The following is a 22,513-nucleotide window of genomic DNA, read 5'->3' as shown; positions in this document are numbered from 1 at the left end:
TGGGCTTGAGTTTGTTACTGGGCGGTTGCGCCACGCCTTCCAAGACGGCTACCGGGCAGAGCCTCGACCAGTTGCTGGCCGACCCTGCGCTGCACGGCGCCTCGGTCTCGCTGATGGTGCGGGATGCCAACAGTGGCGCCACGCTGTATCAGCACAACCCGCGCACACGGCTGGTGCCGGCTTCCAACCTCAAGTTGCTGACCACGGCTGCGGCCATGGACGTGCTCGGGCCACAGTATCGTTTCGCTACGCAACTGCTGAGCAATGGCATTCGCCAGGGCGACCGCCTGACGGGCAACCTGTACCTGCGCGGCCTGGGCGACCCGACCATTCAGTTCGCCGATTACCAGGCGTTGGCAGCGCAGTTGGCCAGCCAGGGTGTGCGCCAGGTGCAGGGCGACCTGGTGTTCGATGACACCTGGTTTGACGCTGAGCGGCTGGGCGTCGACTGGTCTCACGACGACGAAACCACCTACTACGGCGCGCAGATTTCGGCGTTGACCGTGTCACCCAATACCGATTTTGATGCCGGCAGCGTGCTGGTCACTGCCAAGGCGCCGGCGCGGGCCGGGCAGCCAGTGAGTGTCGATATCTTCCCGCCGACCAACTACCTGCAACTGAGCAACCGCGCTGTCAGCGGGCCGGGCAATACCTATGGGATCAACCGTCGCCATGGCACCAACCTGCTGCAGCTCAGTGGCGCCGTGGCGCCTGGGCGTCAGAGCGAGCAACTGGTGAGTGTCTGGGAGCCAACGCAACTGGTGGCCAACCTGTTCGAGCAAGCGCTGGCGCAGCAAGGCATCACAGTGCTTGGCCGTCGTGTGATGGGCGGTGCCAGCCCGTCTGCGGTGACGGTACTGGCCGAGCACAAGTCGGCGCCGTTGCAGGAATTGATCACGCCGCTGCTCAAACTCTCGAACAACAACATGTCCGAGGCCTTGCTCAAGGCCATGGGCCGCCAGACGGCCAACAGCGGCACGGCGGCAGCGGGTGCGGTGGCGGTGGCCGGGTTTCTCAAGCGTCAGGGGCTGGACACGGCGACGCTGAGCCAGGTCGACGGCTCGGGGCTATCGCGACGTAATCTGGTGTCGTCGCAAAACCTCACCGACCTGCTGCTGGCCGCAAGCAAGCAGCCGTGGTTCAACGCCTGGTACAACGCGCTGCCCATTGCCGGCAACACCGACCGCATGACCGGCGGCAGCCTGCGTTATCGCCTGCGCGGCACCCCGGCCGAGAACAACCTGCATGCCAAGACCGGCTCCATGGGCGGCGTATCGTCCTTGAGTGGTTACATCACCGATACCAAAGGGCGCAAGCTGGTGTTCTCGATGCTGAGCAACAACTACGTGGTGGCCGGCGCGCAGGTCAAAACCGTGGAAAACCGCGTGGCGCTGGCTCTGTCACGCTGGGACGAGTGATTCAGGGCTGATAGCCCATGCGCCAACTCACGGCCCGGGTCGCCGCCAGCAAGCGCTGCGCCGCCGGGCCATCTTCATCGGCGTGGAACAGTGAGGTGGGGCCGACCACGGTCATCACCGCCGCCACGTGTCCGACCGCATTGAATACCGGCGCCGACAACGCATCGACGCCGGGCATCAGCAAACCATGCACAAAGTGCAGGCCGCGGTGGCGAATCTGTTCACAGGCGCTGGCGTAAGCCTCGTCGTCCGCCAGGGCATGGGCAGTCCCGGCCTGTATCTCGCGTTCGCGCAATTCCACGGTTTCCCGAGAGGGCAGGTAAGCGCTGAAGACCAGCCCGGTGGACGAACTGAGCAGCGGCAGCACCGAACCCAACTGCGTCACCACGGTGACGGCGCGCACTGCCGGTTCTATCTGCACCACGGTCGCGCCCTGGTTGCCCCACACCGCAAAAAAGCAGGTTTCATTCAATTCATCACGCAGCTCTGCCAGCGGCATTGCGCCGACTTTCAACACGTCTATGCTGCCCAGTGCTGCCAAACCCACGCGCAACGCTTCGCGGCCCAGGCCGTAATGGTTGGTAGCGGTGTTCTGCTCGGCAAAGCCTGAGGCGATCAGCGCCTGCAAATAGCGGTGGACCTTGCTTGCCGGCATCTGCACATGTTCGGCCAGGCGCGACAGCGAAGTGGCCGGAGACAGTTCGGCCAGCGCCTTGAGGATATCGGTGCCCACTTCGGCCGAGCGGACTTTCTGTTTACCGTTGTCGCGGGGCTTTTCCATGGAAGGGCGAGAATCCGAGAGATGAATGGGCGTCTTTATAGCTTGACGGTCGATAGTGATCAAATTACGTTATGCGTAACTGGATTACGATAAAAACAACTTCCGCACAGAGGATGATCCATGGACCTCGAATACCAATCGGGCTTCGGCAATCAATTCGCCAGCGAAGCCCTGCCCGGCGCGCTGCCCGTCGGCCAGAACTCCCCGCAAAAAGCCCCCTACGGCCTGTACACCGAGCTGTTTTCCGGCACTGCCTTCACCATGGCGCGCAGCGAAGCCCGCCGCACCTGGCTGTACCGCATTCAGCCGTCGGCCAACCACCCGGCGTTTATCAAGTTGGAACGGCAATTGGCCGGTGGGGCGTTGGGCGGGGTGACGCCGAATCGCTTGCGCTGGAACCCGCTGGATATTCCGAGTGAGCCGACCGACTTTGTCGACGGCCTTGTCGGCATGGTCGCCAACTCCGGTGCGGAAAAACCTTCAGGCATCAGCATCTACACCTACCGCGCCAACCGTTCCATGGAGCGCGTGTTTTTCAACGCCGATGGCGAACTGTTGATCGTCCCGGAGCAAGGCCGTCTGCGTATCGCCACCGAGTTGGGGGTGCTGGACGTCGAGCCGCTGGAAATTCTGGTGCTGCCCCGTGGCCTGAAGTTTCGCATCGAACTGCTGGATGCCCAGGCGCGTGGCTATGTTGCGGAAAACCACGGCGCGCCACTGCGCCTGCCGGACCTTGGGCCGATCGGCAGTAACGGCCTGGCTAATCCGCGTGATTTTCTTACCCCGGTTGCCCACTACGAAGACAGTAAAAAGCCTACAACGCTGGTGCAGAAATTCCTCGGTGAACTGTGGGCCTGCGAGCTGGACCATTCGCCGTTGAACGTAGTCGCCTGGCACGGTAATAACGTGCCGTACAAATATGATCTGCGCCGCTTCAATACCATCGGCACCGTGAGTTTCGATCACCCGGACCCGTCGATTTTCACCGTATTGACCTCGCCCACCAGCGTGCACGGGCTGGCCAACCTCGATTTCGTGATTTTCCCGCCGCGCTGGATGGTGGCCGAGAACACCTTCCGTCCGCCGTGGTTCCACCGCAACCTGATGAACGAATACATGGGCCTGATCCAGGGCGCCTACGATGCCAAGGCCGAAGGCTTCCTGCCCGGTGGCGCGTCGCTGCACAGCTGCATGAGCGCCCACGGCCCGGACGGCGAGACCTGCACCAAAGCCATCAACGTGGAGCTTGCGCCGCACAAGATCGATAACACCATGGCCTTCATGTTCGAGACCAGCCAGGTGCTGCGCCCGACACAGTTCGCCCTTGAGTGCCCGCAACTGCAACCCTCTTACGATGCGTGTTGGGCTTCACTGCCCGCCACCTTCAACCCGAACCGGAGATAACCCATGACTCAGCCAACCCTTACCCGCAGCTGGGTAGCCTCCGCCAACGGCCACCGCGATTTCCCCTTGCAGAACCTGCCGCTGGGCGTGTTCAGCATCAATGGCTCGGCGCCGCGCAGTGGCGTGGCGATTGGCGACTCGATTCTCGACCTGCACGCTGCGCTGGATGAGTTCGAAGGTGAAGCACGGCGCGCCGTTGAAGCCACCGCCGGTGGCCAACTGAATGCCTTTTTCGAACTCGGCCGTGGCCCGCGCGTAGCCTTGCGCGAGCGCCTGCTGGAACTGCTCGCCGAAGGCAGCAAGCTGCACACCCGTGAGGCGCAGGTACTGCACCGCGCGGCGGATTGCCAGATGCATTTGCCGGCAAAAATCAGCGATTACACCGACTTTTATGTGGGTATCGAACACGCGCAAAACGTCGGCAAACTGTTCCGTCCCGACAACCCGTTGCTGCCTAACTACAAGTACGTGCCGATTGGCTATCACGGCCGCGCCTCGACCATTCGCCCGTCGGGCACGGACGTACGTCGGCCTAAAGGCCAGACGCTGCCGGCCGGCCAGACCGAGCCAACCTTTGGCCCGTGCGCGCGCCTGGATTACGAATTGGAACTGGGCATCTGGATCGGCCAGGGCAATGCCATGGGCGACTCGATTGCCATTGGCGACGCCGCCGAGCATATCGCCGGCTTCTGCCTGCTCAACGACTGGTCGGCACGGGATATCCAGGCCTGGGAATACCAGCCGCTCGGCCCGTTCCTGTCGAAAAGCTTCATCACCAGCATCTCGCCGTGGGTGGTCACCGCCGAAGCCCTGGAGCCGTTCCGCAAAGCCCAACCGGCGCGCCCCGAAGGTGACCCGCAGCCGCTGCCGTACCTGCTGGACCAACGTGACCAGGCCGCTGGCGGTTTCGACATCGAGCTGGAAGTGCTGCTGACCACCGCCGCGATGCGCGAGCAAAACCTGCCGGAACACCGCCTGACCCTGAGCAACACCCAGCATATGTACTGGACCGTAGCGCAGATGGTTGCGCACCACAGCGTCAACGGCTGCCAGTTGCAGGCCGGTGACTTGTTTGGTTCGGGCACGTTGTCCGGGCCGCAGCCGGGGCAATTCGGCAGCCTGCTGGAGATCACCGAGGGCGGCAAAAAGCCGATTGAACTGGCCTCCGGCGAGGTGCGCAAGTTCCTTGAAGATGGCGACGAAATCATCCTGCGCGCCCGTTGCAGCCGTGAAGGTTTTGCCTCCATCGGTTTCGGCGAATGCCGTGGCACCGTGATCGCAGCACGCTAAGAGGGCAGGGCGATGCAACTCTATACCTACTACCGTTCTACTTCGTCATACCGGGTGCGTATCGCCCTGGCGCTCAAGGGGCTGGACTTTACCGCCGTGCCGGTGAACCTGCTGGTGCCGCCCGGTGGTGCGAATCGCCAGCCCGAGTACCTGGCGATTAACCCGCAGGGCCGTGTGCCAGCGCTGCGTACCGAGGATGGCGAGCTGTTGATTCAATCACCGGCAATCATCGAGTACCTGGAAGAGCGTTATCCACAGGCGCCGCTGCTCTCCAAGGACTTGGCGACCCGCGCCCATGAGCGCGCTGTGGCGTCGATCATCGGCTGCGATATCCACCCACTGCACAACTCCAGCACGCAAAACCTGCTGCGCAAATGGGGGCATGACGAGGCGCAAGTGCTCGAGTGGATCGGGCATTGGATCAGCCAGGGGCTGGGTGCGGTGGAGCAGTTGATTGGCGATGAAGGCTTTTGTTTTGGTGAGCAACCGGGGATGGCGGATGCGTTTCTGATCCCGCAGTTGTATGCGGCTGAGCGTTTCAAGGTGCCGTTGGGCGCGTACCCACGCATTGGGCGCGTGGCGGCGCTGGCGGCGCAGCATCCGGCGTTTGTGCAAGCGCATCCCGCCAACCAACCCGACACCCCTGACACACCCTAAATCAATGTGGGAGCTGGCTTGCCTGCGATAGCGGTCTATCAGTTGATAATTCACTGGCTGACACACCGTCATCGCAGGCAAGCCAGCTCCCACAGTTTGATCCGCGTCATCCTTATAAAAATAACAGGTACTTGCGATGCACAATCAGATTGCGAGCTTTCGCGCTGCACTCGACGCCCGTGCGGTGTCGCGCTACCAGTGGTTGATTCTGCTGTTGCTGGCGCTGCTGCTGGTAACCGACGGCTATGACGCCCAGGTGCTGGGTTACGTGGTGCCGGCATTGGCCAAGGATTGGGGCCTGGAAAAAGCCGCGTTCGGCCCGGTGTTCAGTGCCAACTTGTTGGGCCTGACCTTGGGCTCATTGCTGGTAACGCCGCTGGCCGACCGCTTCGGCGTGCGCCGCATCCTGCTCGCCTGCGTGCTGATCTACGCGAGCCTCACCGTGCTGATGGTGTTCGCCAACTCCCTGAGCACACTGATGGCCGCGCGGTTTATCTGCGGCATCGGCATGGGCGGCGCGATGCCCAGCGCCATGGCGTTGATGTCGGAATATTCCCCACCGCGCATGCGCACCTTGATGGTGACACTGGCCGCCTGCGGCTTCTCGTTCGGCGGCGCGGCGGGTGGCTTTGTCGCTGCGGGTTTTATCGAAGGCTACGGCTGGCAGGCGGTCTTCCTGGCGGGCGGGGTGACGCCGTTGCTGCTGTTCCCCTTCCTGGTATGGCTGTTGCCGGAATCCCTGCCACGTCTATTGCGTGATGCGCCACCCTATACGCGGCTGCAAAAGGTCACGGCGCGCATGCTGCCCGACTGGCAGCCGCCGCTGGCGAGTGAGGCAGAGAACCTTCAGGAGCAGGGCAGCAAACTCACGGTGGTGGAGCTGTTTCGCAACGGCTACGCGCGTCCGACCGTGCTGATTTGGGCAACCTTTTTTGTCAGCCTGATCCTGCTGTATTTCATGATCAGCTGGCTGCCGACGCTGCTGCTGGAAAGCGGCCTGGCATTGAAGCAAGCCAACTTGGTGACCTCAATGTTCCTGTTTGCCGGCACCCTGGGCGCCATCGGTATGGCCTGGTTCGCCGACCGCCTCAAAAGCAAAGTGCGGCTGTTGTCCGGCGTGTTGGCGGCGGCTGCAGTGTGCACGATTTTGCTGGGGCTGAACCATGACAACCCGCGTTATCTGGTGGCCTGTGTGTTCGCGGCCGGGTTCTGCATTATTGGCGGGCAACTGACCCTCAATGCCTTTGCCAGCAACTTCTACCCCGCGCATGTGCGTGCTACCGGCACTGGCTGGGCTTTGGGTGTGGGGCGCTTTGGTTCAATCCTGGGGCCGTTGTTTGGCAGCATGTTGCTGGCGATGCATATTCCGGTTGAGCAGATCTTTTTCTTCTGCGCGATTCCGGCGGTGATTGCGGCGCTGTTGATTATTCAGGTGCGCTCGCCTGGCTCCAACGCGGCGCAGGGTCCTTTGCACAGCGATACTCTCAAGACGCCGGCCAATCATTGATTTTCGGCTGGGCAGGTTCTGTGCCGAGCTGGGCTTTCTGTGGCAAACGGGCTTGTTGTGGCAAACGGGCTTGTTGTGGCAGGCGGGCTTGTTGTGGCGAGCGGGCTTGCCCCGCGTTGGGTGGCGAAGCCGCCCCAAAACCTGCCACTGCGGTTTGTCTGGAGAAATGCGGTGACGGTAATGGGGCTGCTGCGCAGCCCAACGCGGGGCAAGCCCGCTCGCCACAACAAGCCCGTTTGCCACAGAAAGCCCGCCTGCCACAACAAGCCTGCAGGCGCAGATAGTATTTCAGTGCACCACGGTGTTGGGTGGCAAATGCCCCAGCCGCTCGGTCAGGCGCAGGCGCTGGATCGGGTCTTCGCTGAGCAACAGGGCATGTTCCAGATCAAAGCGCTCGGCGCTCGGGCAGTCCAGGCGCTGGTAAAGGCTGGCCCGCGCCAGGTAATCCGCTGCGCTGGCGTTGCCCAGCTCCAGCACGCGCTCGGCGTCGATCAGAGCCGACAGCGGATGGTCATTGGCCAGGTGCAGTTGGCGCAGGTTACGTGACAGCCGTTGCAGGATCGCGCGCGGTTCGGCGGTGTGCAGGTGCTCGGCCTGCAACTTGAGGTTTGGCCCGTACTGGCGGTGCAGCAACTCGCGGCAGTCGTTGGGGTACAGGCGCCGCCCGCCACACGGGTCCAGCAGGTGATCGGCGCCAGGCACCCGCAGCAGGAAATGGCCGGGGAAATTAACCCCCTCCATGGGGATATCCAGGCGCCGCGCCATCTCCAGCGCGATCAGGCCCATGGCCAAAGGCTGGCCGCGTTTGCGCTGCAGTACTTTGTCGAGCAGCGCGGCGGCGGGGCGCAGTGGCGTGGAATCATCCTGGGCAAACCCCAGGTCATTCATGCGCCGCAGCAACGGTTGGCCGAGTTCATCCGTCGGTAGCATGGGCATGCCTACGCTGACCTGTTGTTGCAGCAGGGTCAGGTCTTGCAGGATCAGCAAGGGTTGCACGCTCGGATCATGTTCAGCCGCTATCCACAGCGCGGCTTCAAACAGCGCAGGCGGTGAGCGGTCCAGGCAGGCGAAAAAGGCTGTGCGGGGATTCATTGCATTCTCCGGCGGATGCCCACGTTTTAGCCTTGCTGTGAATATTCGTCCAGTAACTTAAGAAATGTCCTGCGTGCTTATGTCGTGATGCCTACGAAACCTGGCGGCTTATTCCAGCGTGATTCAGCAGTTTTCTACCGCAAGCCTATACTGGGGCCTCTACCAGAAGTGATTCGGGAGCTTGACGATGTTTGCGCTTATGCACAGCACCCGCCTTGAATCGCTGCACCTGAGCGTCGACCCGGTCACCGGGTTGAAGGCCGTCATCGCCATCCACAACAGCCGCCTCGGCCCTGCCTTGGGCGGTTGCCGTTATCTTGCTTATCCCGACGATGAAAGTGCCGTAGCCGATGCCGCACGCCTGGCCCAAGGCATGAGCTACAAAGCCGCCCTGGCCGGCTTGCCGGTGGGCGGCGGTACGGCGGTGATTATCCGCCCCGTGCACGTGGAAAGCCGCGCCGCATTGTTCGAAGCGTTTGGCCGTTGTATCGAAAAACTCGACGGCCGTTTTGTCACCTCGATCGACAGCGGCACCTCGGTTGCTGATATGGACTGCATCGCCCAACACACCCGTTTCGTCACCAGCACCACGGCCGCCGGCGACCCGGCGCCGCATGCGGCCATGGGCGTTTTCACCGGCATCCGCAGCACCGCCATGGCGCGCCTGGGCAGTGACAACCTTGAAGGCCTGCGCGTTGCGATCCAGGGCCTGGGCAATGTCGGTTATGCGCTGGCCGAACAACTGCACGCGGCGGGCGCCGAACTGTTGGTCAGCGACATTGACCACGGCAAGGTGCAATTGGCCATGGAGCAACTCGGCGCACACCCCATCGCCAACGATGCTTTGCTCAGCACACCCTGTGACATCCTGGCGCCGTGCGGTGTCGGCGCGGTGTTCAACCGCCACACGGTCGGCCAACTGCGTTGCGCCGCCGTGGCCGGTTCCGCCAGCGCGCAATTGACCACCCTGGACATTGCCGACCAACTGGAAGGGCGCGGTATCCTCTACGCCCCGGATTACGTGATCAACTCCGGTGGCCTGATCTACGTCGCCCTCAAACACGCCGGCACCGAGCTGCCCGCCATCACCGCGCACCTGTCGAACATCGGCACGCGCCTCACCGAAATATTCGCCCACGCCCAAGCCGAAAAACGCTCCCCCGCACGGGTAGCGGACGAGTTGGCCGAACGCCTGCTCTACAAATAGCCCAGGCATTAAAAAGGCCCTGAATCAATGATTCAGGGCCTATTCAATTCGGGCGTTTACTCGTCTACCGAGTTCAACAACTCGGACAGCGCGTCTGGCTGGCTCTTGAACGCCTTGGCAAAGACATCGCGATTCTTCGCCATGTAGAACCCGGCTTCTTCGACCTGCTGCTCGCTCAAGGACGGCACGGCTTTTTGCAACACTTCTGCCAGCAACTCAGCGAGTTCAAGCATCTTGTCATGACGGTCAGCTTCGGCTTTATCCATGAACAAATGCTCCAGATCTCGGCTGCTGCGGTATACCACTTCGACGGCCATTCACCACCTCACATGCCTTCACGATAGTTGTCTTTTTCGACTACTGTATTTATATACAGCTAAAAGGGTAAGCCAAACCACGGGGTTTGGGTAGCAGTTTTTTAATGTAGCCCGTAAATACAGGTTCGGAGTGCCTCATGTCACGCCGCCACCATCTTATACCTGCCACTGGCCTTTTTTCTGCATGCAGAACAACCGTCACGTCCACCCCGCATTATCCGGTCGAGCCGACCTAAGGAAGCATCATCGTGAAAATCAATTGGGCCGAAAAGCTGCGTCAGCAAGTCCATGGGCTGGCCGAGTCGCTGGGGAATCTGTTCGTCGAGACGTTCCACTACCTGGCGCTGTTCGCCATTGGTGCCGTAACAGCCTGGGCGGCGGTGATGGAGTTTCTGGGGATGCTGGAGACAGGGCACATCAAGATCGATGACATCTTGCTGCTGTTCATCTACCTGGAATTGGGCGCAATGGTCGGGATTTATTTCAAGACCAACCATATGCCCGTGCGCTTCCTGATCTACGTGGCGATCACCGCGCTGACGCGCCTGCTGATCTCCAACGTGTCGCACCACAACCCGCCGGACGTCGGCATCATCTACCTGTGCGGCGGCATTCTGTTGCTGGCGTTCTCGATTCTGGTGGTGCGCTATGCCTCGTCGGCGTTCCCGTCGGTGAAGGTCGAAGGCCCGCGTCGCAAGGGCGAGGCGAGCCTGGAAACCGAGAAAGGCGAGCTTTAAAGCCCGACGCTGAAGGGCAGGGTGCGGGCGGGCGGTGGCTGCAATAGTTTGTGGCTGTCGCCGTCCGTCATCACCGCCAGAATCTCCATGGCGCTGTGGCCCTGTTCGATGGCGATGCCGAACTGAATGCTTTGCACCAGGCGCTTGAGCCGCTGCGGGTCGTTGCGTTGTTCGGCGCTGATCATGCGTTTGGCCACCACGCCCGTCTCATCCGAGAGGGTGAGCATGATGCTGCCGTCGAGCCGTTGGATGCTCAAGTTGACGCGGTAGGTGGGCGTGAAGGTGTCAGTGATGATCTGAAAAGGATTGTCCATGGTGCGTTACCGCCTGATAAGAACATGCAGTCATTGACGACCGGTGTCTGGTTTAGTTCGCATTGCCTGACCACCGGCCACTCCGTCGCTGAGGGTTCACAAGGTCCGTTTGCCTCAAGAGCTGTACAGCAAGGGGCGTGCCGTATAGCGCTTTACCAGGCGCTGCAATACCCCTGTGGGAGCGGGCTTGCCCGCGATTGCGGTGTATCAGCTAAATAATTTCTGGCTGACAGACCGCTATCGCGGGCAAGCCCGCTCCCACAGGGGATGTGTGTTGTGTTCGATTTCAGGGCAGCACGGAAAAAACGATCGCAGACAGCGCAATCAAGCCGATCACCACCACAAACACATTCGACACCTGCCCCGAATACTGGCGCAGAGATGGCACGCGGTGGATTGCGTACATCGGCATCAGGAACAGCAGGCACGCGATGATCGGCCCGCCCAGGGTTTCGATCATGCCGAGGATGCTCGGGTTGAAGGTCGCCACGGCCCAGCAGGTCAGCACCATGAACAGTGCGGTGCAGCGTTCCAGCCCCTTGGATGACATCGAACGGTTACGCCCACGCAGGGATTTGACGATCAAACCCTGGAAGCCTTCGCTGGCGCCGATGTAGTGGCCGAGGAAAGACTTGGTAATCGCCACCAGCGCGATCAACGGCGCGGCGTAGGCAATCACCGGCGTCTGGAAGTGGTTGGCCAGGTACGACAGGATCGAAATGTTCTGCGCCTTGGCGGCCGCCAGGTCAGCTGGCGACAGGGCCAGCACGCAGCTGAAGCAGAAGAACATCACCGTCAGCACCATCATGCCGTGGGCGGTGGCGAGGATGCCGCTGCTTTTGCGTTCGGCCTGTGGGCCGTACACGCGCTTCTGGTCGACGGCAAAGGCGGAAATGATCGGCGAGTGGTTGAAGGAGAACACCATCACCGGGATCGCCAGCCACAGGGTCTTGAAGAACAGCGGCAATGGCATGCCTTCACTGGCGGAGGCGAAGAATGCGCCGTTCCAGTTGGGGATCAGGCTCACGGCCAGCAACAGCAAGGCGGCGACGAAGGGGTACACCAGCACGCTCATGGCTTTGACGATCACGCCCTGGCCGCAGCGCACAATGGCCATCAGGCCCAGGATCAGCACCAGCGACAGGATCGCCCGAGGCGGCGGGGCCATGTGCAGTTGGTGTTCCATGAAGCTGCTGAGGGTGTTGGTCAGCGCCACGCTGTACACCAGCAGGATCGGGAAAATCGCGAAAAAGTACAGCAGCGTGATCAGCTTGCCGGCGCCGACGCCGAAGTGTTCTTCGACCACTTCGGTGATATCACCGGATTTGCCCGACAGCACAAAGCGCGTCAGCCCACGGTGAGCGAAGAAGGTCATCGGGAAGGCCAGCAACGCCAGCACGATCAGCGGCCAGAAGCCGCCAACGCCGGCGTTGATCGGCAGGAACAAGGTGCCCGCGCCAATGGCGGTGCCGTAGAGGCCGAGCATCCAGGTGGTGTCGTGTTTGGTCCAGCCGGTGGTGACAGTTTTGTCTACAGCGTTATCTGTAGCAACAGTAGGGTTTTCAACGGCAGGTGTACGTACATCAGTCATCGATATTGCCTCGTTATTATTTTTGCGCGGGCTCACGTAGGGGGCGGGTAGCAGTGCTCGTCAGCACTCCACCCAGCTGACCGCCAGGCCGCCCCGTGAAGTTTCTTTGTATTTGTCATGCATGTCGGCGCCGGTATCGCGCATGGTGCGGATCACCCGGTCGAGGGAAATAAAGTGTTTACCGTCACCGCGCAGGGCCATTTGTGTGGCGTTGATGGCCTTGACCGCCGCGATGGCGTTGCGCTCGATACACGGCACTTGTACCAGGCCGCCGACCGGGTCGCAGGTCAGACCGAGGTTGTGTTCCAGGCCGATTTCTGCGGCGTTTTCCAGTTGCTCCGGCGTGGCGCCGAGAATATCGGCCAAACCCGCAGCGGCCATGGCGCAGGCCGAGCCTACTTCGCCCTGGCAGCCGACTTCGGCGCCGGAGATCGAGGCGTTTTTCTTGCAGAGGATGCCGACGGCAGCGGCGGCCAGGAAGAAATTGACCACATCGTCATCGCACGCTTGCGGGTTGAACTTCATGTAGTAATGCAGCACGGCCGGGATGATCCCCGCCGCGCCATTGGTCGGCGCGGTGACCATGCGCCCGCCGGCGGCGTTTTCTTCGTTGACGGCAAGGGCGAACAGGTTGACCCATTCCATCGCCGACAAGGTGGAGGTGATCACATTGGGTTTGCCGATTTCCAGCAGGCTGCGATGCAATTTCGCTGCACGGCGTGGCACGTCGAGGCCACCTGGCAAGATGCCTTCATCGCGCAAGCCTTGCTCCACGCACTCGCGCATCACCGACCAGATATGCAGCAGGCCGCTGCGGATTTCTTCGTCGCAGCGCCACGCGCGTTCATTGGCCATCATCAGCTCGGAGACCCGCAGGCCGTGCTTGTTGCACAAGGCCAGCAGTTCGACGGCGCTGGAAAAGTCATAGGGCAATTCAACGTCGCTGCTAGGCGCAATGCCCGAGGCGGCTTCGGCCGCTTCGATGATGAAACCGCCGCCTACCGAGTAATAGGTTTGTTCGCTCAGCAGGCCGTTTTCGCCATAGGCGTGCAGGGACATGGCGTTGGGGTGGTAGGGCAGGCTTTCGTCGAGCAGCAGGAGGTCGGTGTGCCAGTTGAAGGCAATGTCCTGCGAGCCTGCGAGCAGCAATCGGCCGGATTCGCGCAACTGCTGGATACGCGCATTGATCGACGTGGGGTCGACCTTGTCTGGCCATTCGCCCATCAGCCCCATTACGGTGGCGCGGTCGGTGGCATGGCCCACGCCCGTGGCGGACAGCGAGCCGTACAGGCGCACTTCGATACGTCGCGTATCGGCCAGTAATTGTTGGTCGGTCAGGGCTTGGGCGAAGGTCGCCGCTGCGCGCATCGGGCCGACGGTATGGGAGCTGGACGGGCCGATGCCCACTTTGAATAGATCGAAAACACTGATAGCCATGCTAAAGCCTTACAAGCAATGGAGTAGAAATCGCTGCCATGTTTTGTAGAGCAGGCGGAATTGGCGCGATACTGAGCCTCTGGATCGGCACTGACCAACGAATTATCCTAAGACACCCTTTAGCAGGACTAAACGCTATGACTCGCCCCCTCCATGGCCAGACGTATGTCTGGTTGCACGTGTTTTCCTGCGCAGCGCGGCATTTGTCGTTCACCCGTTGTGCCGAAGAACTGCACATCACGCCGGGGGCGGTGAGCCAGCAAATCCGCCAGTTGGAAGAGCGCTTGGGCTTTCGGTTGTTTCATCGGCGCGCCCGTGGCGTGGAGCTGAGTGCCGAAGGGCAAAGGCTGGCGGCAACCGTAGGCGAGGCGTACGGCAGCATCGATGCGGAATTGCAGCGGCTGGACGCGGGGATGATCAGCGGCACCTTGCGCCTGCGCTCGATCCCATCGTTTCTCGGCAAGTGGCTGACCCCGCGTTTGCCGCGTTTGCAGCAGCGCTTCCCGGATATCCAACTGCGCATGGTCGCTGAAGACAGCAGCATCGCCCTGCACGAAGGCGACTTCGACCTGGCCATCGACTTGAACGACGGCAGCTACCCTGGCCTGTTATCCACAGCCCTGCTCGATGAACAGATTTTTCCAGTGTGCGCGCCGAGCCTGCTGCGCGGAAGGCCGCCGCTGCATGGCCCGGCGGACCTGGTGCATTTTCCGCTGTTGCACGACATCACCGCCTGGCGTGGGAGTTATGAATACGCCGAGTGGGAGTTTTACCTGAATGCTATCGGCTACCACGATGCCGACGTGCGACGCGGCCACACCTTCAACCGCAATCACCTGACCATCGAGGCCGCTATCGCAGGTATGGGCGTGGCGATTGCGCGGCGTACCCTGCTTAACGATGAACTCGAGCGCGGCACCTTGATCGTGCCCTTCGGCCTGGCCGTGCCCAACCATAAACGTTATGTGCTGTTGTATGCGCCGGGCGCGTTGAGCCATCCGGGCGTGCGTGCGGTGCATGACTGGCTGGTGGAGGAAGCGGGGATTTTTCGCGGATTGCACCCGTTGGGAGAGGGGCAATTATGAGGTTCGCTGGGCGTAAGAAGATGTAACTAACTCCCCACCCTAACAGCGTTTTTGCTCCTCGTCAGGGTTAATTTGTAATGTGGGATTTATCTTTGCAAAGGGGTTGAATTGTTCTGCGCAGTGCTCAATTGTGTAATCAAGAGGTCATGGTTTCACCGCCCCGGTGTTGCAGTTGTGACCTCTCGCGAGCTAGCTGAAATAAGGGAAGAACTATGCAAATCCAAGTCAATAGCGATAACCATATTGAAAGCAGCATCCGACTGGAGGAGTGGGTACGAACTACCATTGAGAGCACGCTCGAACGTTATGAAGAGGACCTGACCCGCGTTGAGGTCTACCTGAAGGATGAAAACGGCGACAAGCCCGGCCCCCACGATCTGAGTTGCCGTCTGGAAGCACGGCCAAAGGGCCATCAACCACTGTCGGTTCTGCACAAGGCCGATACGCTGGAACAGGCGATCGATGGTGCCGCCACCAAGCTTGAGCATGCGCTGGAACATCTGTACGGCAAACTGCGCGGCAAACCACGCGCCGCGGGGCAGAGCCTGCCTGATACCAAGGCTGATGAGGCCGAGTTGGAAGAGGAATTTCTGGAAAACGAACAGGCTGCGCTTAACAGCTGATAGCTGAGTGTTTTTTCAACCCCAATAAAACGGGCCTGCATGCGCAGGCCCGTTTTCGTTCAGCGGCGCTGCTGGAAGAAGTACCGGCTCAAGATCGCCAGCCCACACGCGCCAACACCCGCAAACAGCATGGCCCAGCCGGCGCCGTAGCGCAGTGCGGCCTGTGCCTCTGCAGGCGCCAGCACCAGCGCGTTCAGCTTGCCGGCCGCAATGTTCTGGCTGATAGCGGGCCAATCCAAGGCCGTAGTGGCAGGCAGCAGGCTGGAAAGGTGATGGCCGATGCCCAGCAGCAGCACCAGCCCCATCAACGCGATATTGAGCGCCAGCGTGATCAACCGTGCGCTGAGGTCAATACCCGAGGCCATGCCCGCCCGGTCAGCCGACACTGCGCCGGTGGTGGTGTTGGTGGTCGGTGAGTTGGTCAGTGCCAGTCCCACGCCCGCTAACACGCAACTGAACAGTACCCAGACGATACTCGGCTGCTGCGCGCCATTGACTGCTGCCATGGTGATAAACCCTGCACCCATCAAACCCAGGCCCAGCGGGATAATACGTTCGGCGCCGTAGCGCAGGGCCAGGCGTTCCGCCAGTGGCGGCACCAGCAAGGTCGGCAGCGTGTAGGCCAGCAAGGCCGCGCCGGTGGTCAGCGTGTCGTAACCCAGGCCAGCCTGGAAGTAGAGCGGCAGGTAGATCATGAAAGGCCAGAAACTGAAGTTCATGCCAATCGAGCCCATCAGCGCGCCGTTGAAGCGCTGGATGCGGAACACCGAAAAATCGAACATCGGGTGAGCGCTGCGCCGCTCAACAAAGATGAACAGCAGCAGCCCGCCCAGCGACAAACCGGCCCAGCCGAGCATCGCCGGGCTGCCGAAGCCGTTTTCGCTGCCCTGAGTAATGAAATACACCAAGGCGAACACCGACAGCGTCAAGGTCAGCATGCCGGCGATATCCAGCCGATGGCCCGCCGGATCGCGGGATTCCTGCACGCTGATGCGCAGCAGCACCAAGGTCAGCAGTGTGAGCGGCACATGCACCAGGAACACCCAGCGCCAGTCCGCGACTGCCAGAATCAACGCGCCGACCATCGGCCCGAAGCCCAGGCCCAGGCCCGCGATCACGCCCCATATCGCAAAGGCGCGTGCCCGAGCAGCAGGTTCACGGAACTGGTGCGACAGAATCGCAAACTGGCAGATCATCATCGCCCCGGCGCCCACGCCCTGAACGAAGCGCGCGGCGATCAAGGTGCTGGCATCATTGGCCAGCCCGCAGGCCAGCGAAGCCAATCCGAACAGCCACAGGCACAACACCAGCATGCGCCGCCGTCCAAAGCGGTCAGCCAGGGTGCCGGCGGCCATCAAGACGCTGGTGCAGGCCAGGGTGTAGGCGTTCATGATCCATTGCGCATCCTGAAAACCGGTGCCCAGTTGCTGTTCCAGGGTCGGCAGGATGACCGGAACGCTGGAGATTTCCAGGCCGAACATCAATGCCACAAGGCACACGGCGGTGAGCGCGAGGCCATCTCTGGCAGTGCGCGGAGCACTGATGGCCGATACGGCGGCGGCGGGCGGCATGGGATATTCCTTTTGCTTGGGGGAGAGCGCTATTCTCGCGGGAGCAGAATTCTTTATTCGTGATAAGTTTTCCTTTGATAAGGGAATTGAGGGCGACAATTAAGCATGGTCATTCCGCGTTTTGATGGTGTTGAGCTCTTTGTGCAAGTCGTCGAGAGCGGCAACCTGACCGAGGCTGCCGAACGACTGAACCTTACGCGTTCGGCCGTGGGTAAAGGCTTGGCGCGCCTGGAAGCGCGCTTGGGCACTCGCCTGTTGCAGCGCTCCACCCGCCGCCAGCGTCTGACCGAGGATGGGCAGGCGTACTACGAACATTGTTTGCGGGCGTTGGCAGAGCTGGAAGCTGCCGAATCGGTGCTGGAGAGCGGCCGGCAACAGCCGCGCGGGCGTTTAAGGGCGAGCTTGCCTTTGGCTTTCGGCCATCATTACGCGGCGCCAGCGTTGTGGGGGTTGATGGACCGTTACCCGGCGTTGGAAATCGAGATTTCGTTTTCTGACCGGTTGATCGATCTGGCACAGGAAGGCTTCGACGTGGCCGTGCGTATTGGTCCGCTGCCGGACACCGATCGCCTGAGTGCGCGTCGCCTGGGCGAGCAATCTGTTGGTCTGGCTGCTTCGCCGGCCTATTTGCAGCGGGTCGGGCCAATCAACGCTATCGACGACCTCGCCGCCCACCGAGGTATTGCCTACCGCTGCAACACCTCGCAGCGCCCCGGAGTGCCTTCGCTGTTGATGCTCGACGACCTCCAGGCCGTGGCCGATGCCGCGATTGCGGGCGTGGGCCTGGCCTGGTTGCCGAGCTGGTTGATTGCGCACTACGTATTGCGCGGGCAACTGGAAGCGGTACTGCCAGACCACCGCGACCAGCCGGCGCCGATCCACGTGATCTGGCCGACGGCCCCACACATGCCAGCCAAGACGCGCTGCGCCATCGACGCCTTGGTGGCCGGCATGCCGAGTTGCCTGGCAGGCAGTTAGACGCCGCCAACGCAGGCCTCCCCAACAAAGCCGATCTACTGTGGGAGCTGTCGAGCTTTAGCGAGGCTGCGAAAGCGGTGGGTCAGGCAATTTATGTGTCGCCTGTGCCGCCGCCTTCGCAGCCTCGCTGGGGCTCGACAGCTCCCACATTTGCGCTTTGTCGCTGGGAGAATCTGCGTTCGACGGGATGGCCCCGCTAACCGAAACCTCAGCAACAAAGCCGATCCCTGTGGGAGCTGTCGAGCCTTAGCGAGGCTGCGAAAGCGGTGGGTCAGGCAATTTATGTGTCGCCTGTGCCGTCGCCTTCGCAGCCTCGCTAGGGCTCGACAGCTCCCACATTTGAGCTTTGTCGCTGGCAAAATCTGCGTTCGACGGGATGGCCCCGCTAACCGAACCTCAGCAACAAAGCCGATCCCTGTGGGAGCTGTCGAGCTTTAGCGAGGCTGCGAAAGCGGTGGGTCAGCCAGCATATATGCCGCCTGTGCCGCCGTCTTCGCAGCCTCGCTGGGACTTAAAACGCGATGGACGTTTGCACGTATACCGTGCGCGGCTCGCCCACATATTTGCCCTTGTTGTTGTCGTCGAACGAGCGTGTGAAGTACTGCTTGTTGAAAATGTTCTTCACACCAACCGCCACATTCAAGTCTTGCAGCTGCGGGCCGAAGTCATACGCCGCGCGGCTGCTGAACAGCATGTAGCCGGGGATACGCCCGTTGGCGCCGTCGGCGGTTTCGGCCTGGGTGTTGGCGTTGTCGGCGAACTGGCTGCTCTGGTAGCTGCTGTCGACATTGAGCTTCCAGCGGCCTTCGGTGTAACCCACGCCGAGGGTGCCTTTGTGCTTGGACGAGAAGGGCACGCGGTTGCCTTTGTTCGGCCCGTCTTCGCGAATGGTTGCGTCCACATAGGCGTAGGTGGCGTACACGTCAAAGCCCGCGAGTGCCGGGCTCAAGCCGTCGAGGGCGTAGTTGATGCTCGACTCGATGCCCTGGTGGCGCGTTTCTCCACGGGCGATCACCGTGTCGTTGGTCTGGTTGCTGTCGTACTGATTGTCGAAGTTGATCAGGAACGCGCCGATTTCCGCACGCAGGCTGCCGTTGTCGTAGCGGGTGCCGAGTTCCCAGGTGCGGGCTTTTTCCGGTTTCACTTCGCCGCTGCTCACACGGTTGGGCATCTGGCTGTATTGCACGCTGCCGAACGAACCTTCGGTGTTGGCGTAGAGGTTCCAGTCTTCGGTGAGGTGATAGAGCACGTTCAACGCAGGCAACGCGGTGTTGTAGTCGCCTTTGTATTTGACGTTGGTGAGGTTGTTGGTCTGCTGGGACTCAATCATTTCGTAGCGCACGCCCGGGGTGATGGTCCACTTGCCGATATCAATGCGGTCATCGATGAAGAACGCGTTGGCTTCGGTGGCGCCACGGGTGTCACGGTCGTTGCGGCTGTTGGTGTTGGGCAGCTGCTGGTTGGCGCTGATCGGCGTGCGGTAGCGCATCTCATGGCCGGCTTCGCTGATGTAGCGGTAACCAACGCCCACTTCATGGCTGGTAGGGCCCAGATCGAAGCCTTGGGCGAAGCGCGTTTCCAGGCCGCGCACCCAGTATTCGCGCGGGGACAACGACAGGAAGCTGCCCTGGTCCAGGTAGCCATTACGCAAGGTGGTGGTGAAGAAGGTGTTGGCGGTGAATTCGCGGCGGTCTTCCTGGTAGCGGTAACCGGCGTTGAACATTGTGCGGCGGCCCCAGAACTTGTCGTAGGGGCGGGTGGACTGGTACGGATCCGCCTTGTAGTCCTTGACGTTCAAGCCGCCGGGCATATCGGCCTGGCCTTCGTAGTACTGCGCCATGGCGTTGAAGCTGTTGGCGTCGTCCAGCTGGTATTTGCCCTTGAGGATCAAGTCGTCGATGCGCGTGTTGCTGTTTTCGCGCCAGTCGCCGCCACGGGTGCCGGAGTACAGGATCGCGCCCCCCAGGCCGTTGTCGGCAGTGCCGCCAGCCAGCAGGTTGCCGGTGGTCTTGAAGCCGTCATGGCTGGAGGACGGGCTGGTCTCGGTCTGTAAGCCACCTTTGACGGTCGGCGCATCCGGGATTGCGCGGGTTACGAAGTTGACGATGCCGCCCACGTTCTGCGGGCCGTAGCGCACGGCACCGCCGCCGCGAACCACGTCAACCGCGTCCATGTTGCCCATGCTGATCGGCGCGAAAGACAACTGCGGCTGGCCATAGGGCGCGAACGGCACCGGAATGCCGTCCATCAACACAGTGGAGCGCGAGGCCAGGCGTGGGTTGAGGCCGCGAATACCAAAGTTCAGCGCCATGTCATGGCTGCCGGTGCCGTTGTTTTCCGGGGCATTGACGCCGGGGATGCGGTTGAGCACATCGCGGGCCTGGGTGGCGCCTTGGCGTTCGAATTCTTCGCGACGGATCACGTCACGGGCGCCGGGGTGCTCGAACACATTGGTTTGCGCCGCATCGCCAAGCCAGTCGCCGACCACGCTGGAGGTTTGCAGCTCCACGGTCGCAGGCGCATTGGCCGGTTGCAGACTGTAGGCCTTGTCGCCCTCGGCGCGCGCTTGCAGGCCGGTGCCTTCGAGCAGTTTTTGCAGGCCTTCGTCGGCGCTGTAATTGCCCGACAAACCACGGCTCTGCATACCAGCCGTGACTTGCGAACCGAACGAAATCAGCACGCCCGCTTCGCGACCAAATTGATTCAGCGCCGCTTCCAGCGAGGCCGGAGCGATGTGATACGGCTTGGCCTCGGCCGCCATCACCTGAGGCAGTACGGTGAAACTGAGGCTGGCGCCGAGTAACAGTTGGCGCAAGGTGCGGGCGAGAAGGGTCGGCTGCTGGGGCATGACGTGCGGTCCTGAGAAGGAAGGATCAAGGTGGCTTTCCTTCTCTGTCACGCGAGGTGTGGAAAACAGCTCACTGTTATTGAAAATAATTTTTCAGGCGCGGGCCTGAACGGTCACCCAGTAGCGCGTAAAGCGCCGCACTTTGACCGGCAGGCTGACTTCCAGCAGGTCGAGAATGCGCTCGCTGTCATCCAATGGATAACTGCCGGACAACAGCAGGTTCGCCACTTGCGGGTCGCAGTTGAGCTGGCCCCGGCGATAACGGCCAAGCTCTGCGAGGAAATCTTCCAGGCGCATATGCGCCGCCACCAGCATGCCGTCGGCCCAGGCGCCGCTGTTGGCGTCGTTCGGGCGTGGCGTGTCCCAGCCTTTGCGGGTGAAATTGACCTGACGCGCGGCCTCGACGGTCAACGGCAAACCGCTGTAGCTGTTGGGCATGACCTCAACATTCCCTTCAAACACCGCCAGTTGGGTATGGTCGTTGAACTGGCGCACGTTCAGCCGGGCCGCCTGGCTGCTGAGCAAACCCTGGCCGGTGAGTACGCGCAGCGGCGTATCGCCTGCGCGTGCCGTCAGCAAAATCTCGCCTTCAAGCAAGCGGATCAGGCGCTGCTGCCCATCAAAATGTACATCCACCGCACTGCCGGTATTGAGCTGCAACTGGCTGCCATCGGCCAGTTGCACCTTGCGCCGTTGGCCAACAGGGCTTCGGTAGTCGGCGCTCAAGGGCGGCAAAATATGCTGCTGGCGCAAACCCCAGGCAGCCACCGAACCTGCGCCGAGAATCAGCAACAGCTTCAGCGCCTGGCGGCGGCTGCTCGATTGCGGCGCGTTCAGCGCTGCGTGAGCGAGAGGCGAGGGCATGCCGCGTAGGCGCTGGTTGACGCGTTGGATGTGGTCCCACGCGCGCTGATGTTCACTGTGGGCATTCAGCCAGTGCTGCCACGCCGCTTGCTGGCGCGGGTTAAGCGCGCCTTGCTGCATTTCCATCAGCCAGTGCACAGCTTGTTCGGCAACCTGGGTTGAAAAGTTCATAGGGCGAAGTAGCAGCGCATCGCTGCTTTATTCAGGTGGCGCTTGACCGTGGCGATGGAGATGCCCAGTTCGGCGCCGATTTGTGCGTAGGTCAGGCCGTCGAGCTGGGCCAGCAGGAAGGCGCGCTTGACCTGCACGGGCAGGCCGTCGAGCAGTTGGTCCAGCTCCACCAGCGTTTGCAGGATGATGGCGCGGTCTTCTTCCGAGGGCGCGACGTGTTCGGGCATCTGCGCGAGAGCATCGAGGTAGGCGCGTTCCAGGTCCTGGCGGCGGTAGAAGTTGAACAGCACACGCTTGGCCACGGTGGTAAGGAAGGCGCGTGGCTCGATCAGCGTGGGTGCTTCGCGGGCGGTGAGTACGCGGATAAAGGTGTCTTGCGCCAGGTCCGCCGCGCTTTGCGGGCAGCCGAGCTTGCGTCGCAACCAGCCGGTAAGCCAGAGGTGATGGTCGTGGTACAGGACTTCGACGGTGTTGGGCGGCTGCAACGCGTTCACTCCGAAAGTATCAATGTACTTTAGAGAACAAGAATTGTTCGCATTGTAAGGGGCGTGATACGCATTCGGCAATCCATGTGGGCAGGTGATTCATCCGTTCTCTTTTGCTTATGAGAATATTTATCAT

At 61.5% G+C, this 22,513-nt stretch carries 20 protein-coding genes; 10 read left to right on the top strand and 10 right to left on the bottom strand.

Annotation, left to right across the window (positions count from 1 at the left end):
• Positions 1-1,418, top strand: a 1,418-nt coding sequence (gene dacB / locus K0H48_RS21585) for a D-alanyl-D-alanine carboxypeptidase/D-alanyl-D-alanine-endopeptidase (protein ID WP_257627079.1), incomplete at its 5' end; no start/stop codon positions are given.
• Position 1,419: 1 nt separating this feature from the next.
• Here dacB and K0H48_RS21580 read toward each other — a convergent pair.
• Positions 1,420-2,199, bottom strand: a complete 780-nt coding sequence (locus tag K0H48_RS21580) for an IclR family transcriptional regulator (RefSeq protein WP_219269072.1) — start codon at positions 2,197-2,199, stop codon at positions 1,420-1,422.
• 120 nt (positions 2,200-2,319) lie between these two features.
• Here K0H48_RS21580 and hmgA point away from each other — a divergent pair, with 120 nt between their 5' ends.
• The 4 genes from hmgA (at position 2,320) to K0H48_RS21560 (ending at position 7,057) form a co-directional block, all read left to right on the top strand.
• Positions 2,320-3,603 (top strand): homogentisate 1,2-dioxygenase, encoded by a 1,284-nt coding sequence (gene hmgA / locus K0H48_RS21575; protein WP_219269071.1) that lies wholly within the window; start codon positions 2,320-2,322, stop codon positions 3,601-3,603.
• A 3-nt stretch (positions 3,604-3,606) separates the two neighbouring features.
• Positions 3,607-4,893, top strand: coding sequence for a fumarylacetoacetase (fahA, locus tag K0H48_RS21570; protein WP_219269070.1), 1,287 nt, complete (start codon positions 3,607-3,609; stop codon positions 4,891-4,893).
• Positions 4,894-4,905: 12 nt separating this feature from the next.
• A complete protein-coding gene (gene maiA, locus K0H48_RS21565) occupies positions 4,906-5,550 on the top strand; it encodes a maleylacetoacetate isomerase (protein WP_219269069.1) in 645 nt (214 codons plus the stop codon).
• A 136-nt stretch (positions 5,551-5,686) separates the two neighbouring features.
• Positions 5,687-7,057: an aromatic acid/H+ symport family MFS transporter gene (locus K0H48_RS21560; RefSeq protein WP_219269068.1), complete on the top strand. Its 1,371-nt coding sequence runs from the start codon at positions 5,687-5,689 to the stop codon at positions 7,055-7,057.
• Between the two features lie 288 nt (positions 7,058-7,345).
• On the opposite strand, the gene K0H48_RS21555 is transcribed toward K0H48_RS21560, so the two are convergent.
• Entirely contained in the window at positions 7,346-8,149 is an 804-nt protein-coding gene (locus tag K0H48_RS21555; protein WP_219269067.1) for a SirB1 family protein, read from the bottom strand.
• Positions 8,150-8,336: 187 nt separating this feature from the next.
• Between K0H48_RS21555 and K0H48_RS21550 the strand changes: the two genes are divergently transcribed.
• Positions 8,337-9,356, top strand: coding sequence for a Glu/Leu/Phe/Val dehydrogenase dimerization domain-containing protein (locus K0H48_RS21550; RefSeq protein ID WP_219269066.1), 1,020 nt, complete (start codon positions 8,337-8,339; stop codon positions 9,354-9,356).
• 56 nt (positions 9,357-9,412) lie between these two features.
• On the opposite strand, the gene K0H48_RS21545 is transcribed toward K0H48_RS21550, so the two are convergent.
• Positions 9,413-9,673 (bottom strand): YebG family protein, encoded by a 261-nt coding sequence (locus tag K0H48_RS21545; RefSeq protein WP_219269065.1) that lies wholly within the window; start codon positions 9,671-9,673, stop codon positions 9,413-9,415.
• 248 nt (positions 9,674-9,921) lie between these two features.
• Here K0H48_RS21545 and K0H48_RS21540 point away from each other — a divergent pair, with 248 nt between their 5' ends.
• On the top strand, positions 9,922-10,410 hold the full coding sequence (locus K0H48_RS21540) for a phosphate-starvation-inducible PsiE family protein (protein WP_200430904.1): 489 nt from the start codon (positions 9,922-9,924) through the stop codon (positions 10,408-10,410).
• Here K0H48_RS21540 and K0H48_RS21535 read toward each other — a convergent pair.
• The 3 genes from K0H48_RS21535 to K0H48_RS21525 form a co-directional block, all read right to left on the bottom strand.
• The gene (locus K0H48_RS21535) at positions 10,407-10,724 is read right to left on the bottom strand and encodes a DUF3509 domain-containing protein (RefSeq protein ID WP_099548463.1); all 318 of its coding nucleotides are present in this window, start codon (positions 10,722-10,724) and stop codon (positions 10,407-10,409) included. The genes K0H48_RS21540 and K0H48_RS21535 overlap by 4 nt on opposite strands.
• Before the next feature lie 286 nt (positions 10,725-11,010).
• Positions 11,011-12,315 (bottom strand): serine/threonine transporter, encoded by a 1,305-nt coding sequence (locus K0H48_RS21530; protein WP_219269064.1) that lies wholly within the window; start codon positions 12,313-12,315, stop codon positions 11,011-11,013.
• Between the two features lie 60 nt (positions 12,316-12,375).
• Complete coding sequence (locus K0H48_RS21525) at positions 12,376-13,752, bottom strand: L-serine ammonia-lyase (RefSeq protein WP_219269063.1); 1,377 nt, start codon at positions 13,750-13,752, stop codon at positions 12,376-12,378.
• Between the two features lie 137 nt (positions 13,753-13,889).
• On the opposite strand from K0H48_RS21525, the gene K0H48_RS21520 reads away from it, so the two are divergent.
• Positions 13,890-14,837 (top strand): LysR substrate-binding domain-containing protein, encoded by a 948-nt coding sequence (locus tag K0H48_RS21520; RefSeq protein ID WP_017135169.1) that lies wholly within the window; start codon positions 13,890-13,892, stop codon positions 14,835-14,837.
• A gap of 212 nt (positions 14,838-15,049) precedes the next feature.
• Entirely contained in the window at positions 15,050-15,460 is a 411-nt protein-coding gene (locus K0H48_RS21515) for an HPF/RaiA family ribosome-associated protein (protein ID WP_017135168.1), read from the top strand.
• Between the two features lie 59 nt (positions 15,461-15,519).
• Here K0H48_RS21515 and K0H48_RS21510 read toward each other — a convergent pair whose 3' ends face one another.
• The gene (locus K0H48_RS21510; RefSeq protein ID WP_219269062.1) at positions 15,520-17,031 is read right to left on the bottom strand and encodes an MFS transporter; all 1,512 of its coding nucleotides are present in this window, start codon (positions 17,029-17,031) and stop codon (positions 15,520-15,522) included.
• 105 nt (positions 17,032-17,136) lie between these two features.
• Between K0H48_RS21510 and K0H48_RS21505 the strand changes: the two genes are divergently transcribed.
• The gene (locus K0H48_RS21505) at positions 17,137-18,009 is read left to right on the top strand and encodes a LysR family transcriptional regulator (RefSeq protein ID WP_219269061.1); all 873 of its coding nucleotides are present in this window, start codon (positions 17,137-17,139) and stop codon (positions 18,007-18,009) included.
• Between the two features lie 511 nt (positions 18,010-18,520).
• On the opposite strand, the gene fecA is transcribed toward K0H48_RS21505, so the two are convergent.
• From fecA to K0H48_RS21490, 3 genes are all read right to left on the bottom strand, one after another.
• Positions 18,521-20,857 (bottom strand): TonB-dependent Fe(3+) dicitrate receptor FecA, encoded by a 2,337-nt coding sequence (gene fecA / locus K0H48_RS21500; protein ID WP_219269060.1) that lies wholly within the window; start codon positions 20,855-20,857, stop codon positions 18,521-18,523.
• 93 nt (positions 20,858-20,950) lie between these two features.
• Positions 20,951-21,892 carry a FecR domain-containing protein gene (locus K0H48_RS21495; RefSeq protein ID WP_219269059.1) on the bottom strand — a complete coding sequence of 314 codons (942 nt, stop codon included), beginning with the start codon at positions 21,890-21,892 and terminating at the stop codon, positions 20,951-20,953.
• Positions 21,889-22,377 (bottom strand): sigma-70 family RNA polymerase sigma factor, encoded by a 489-nt coding sequence (locus K0H48_RS21490; protein ID WP_219269074.1) that lies wholly within the window; start codon positions 22,375-22,377, stop codon positions 21,889-21,891. The genes K0H48_RS21495 and K0H48_RS21490 overlap by 4 nt, the downstream gene beginning before the upstream one ends.
• Positions 22,378-22,513: the final 136 nt, after the last annotated feature.

The sequence above is a fragment of the Pseudomonas sp. Xaverov 259 genome, from assembly GCF_019352915.1.
Taxonomy (GTDB): domain Bacteria; phylum Pseudomonadota; class Gammaproteobacteria; order Pseudomonadales; family Pseudomonadaceae; genus Aquipseudomonas.
Note: the sequence above shows the minus strand (reverse complement) of the source record. Positions and strands in the feature narration are given on the sequence as shown.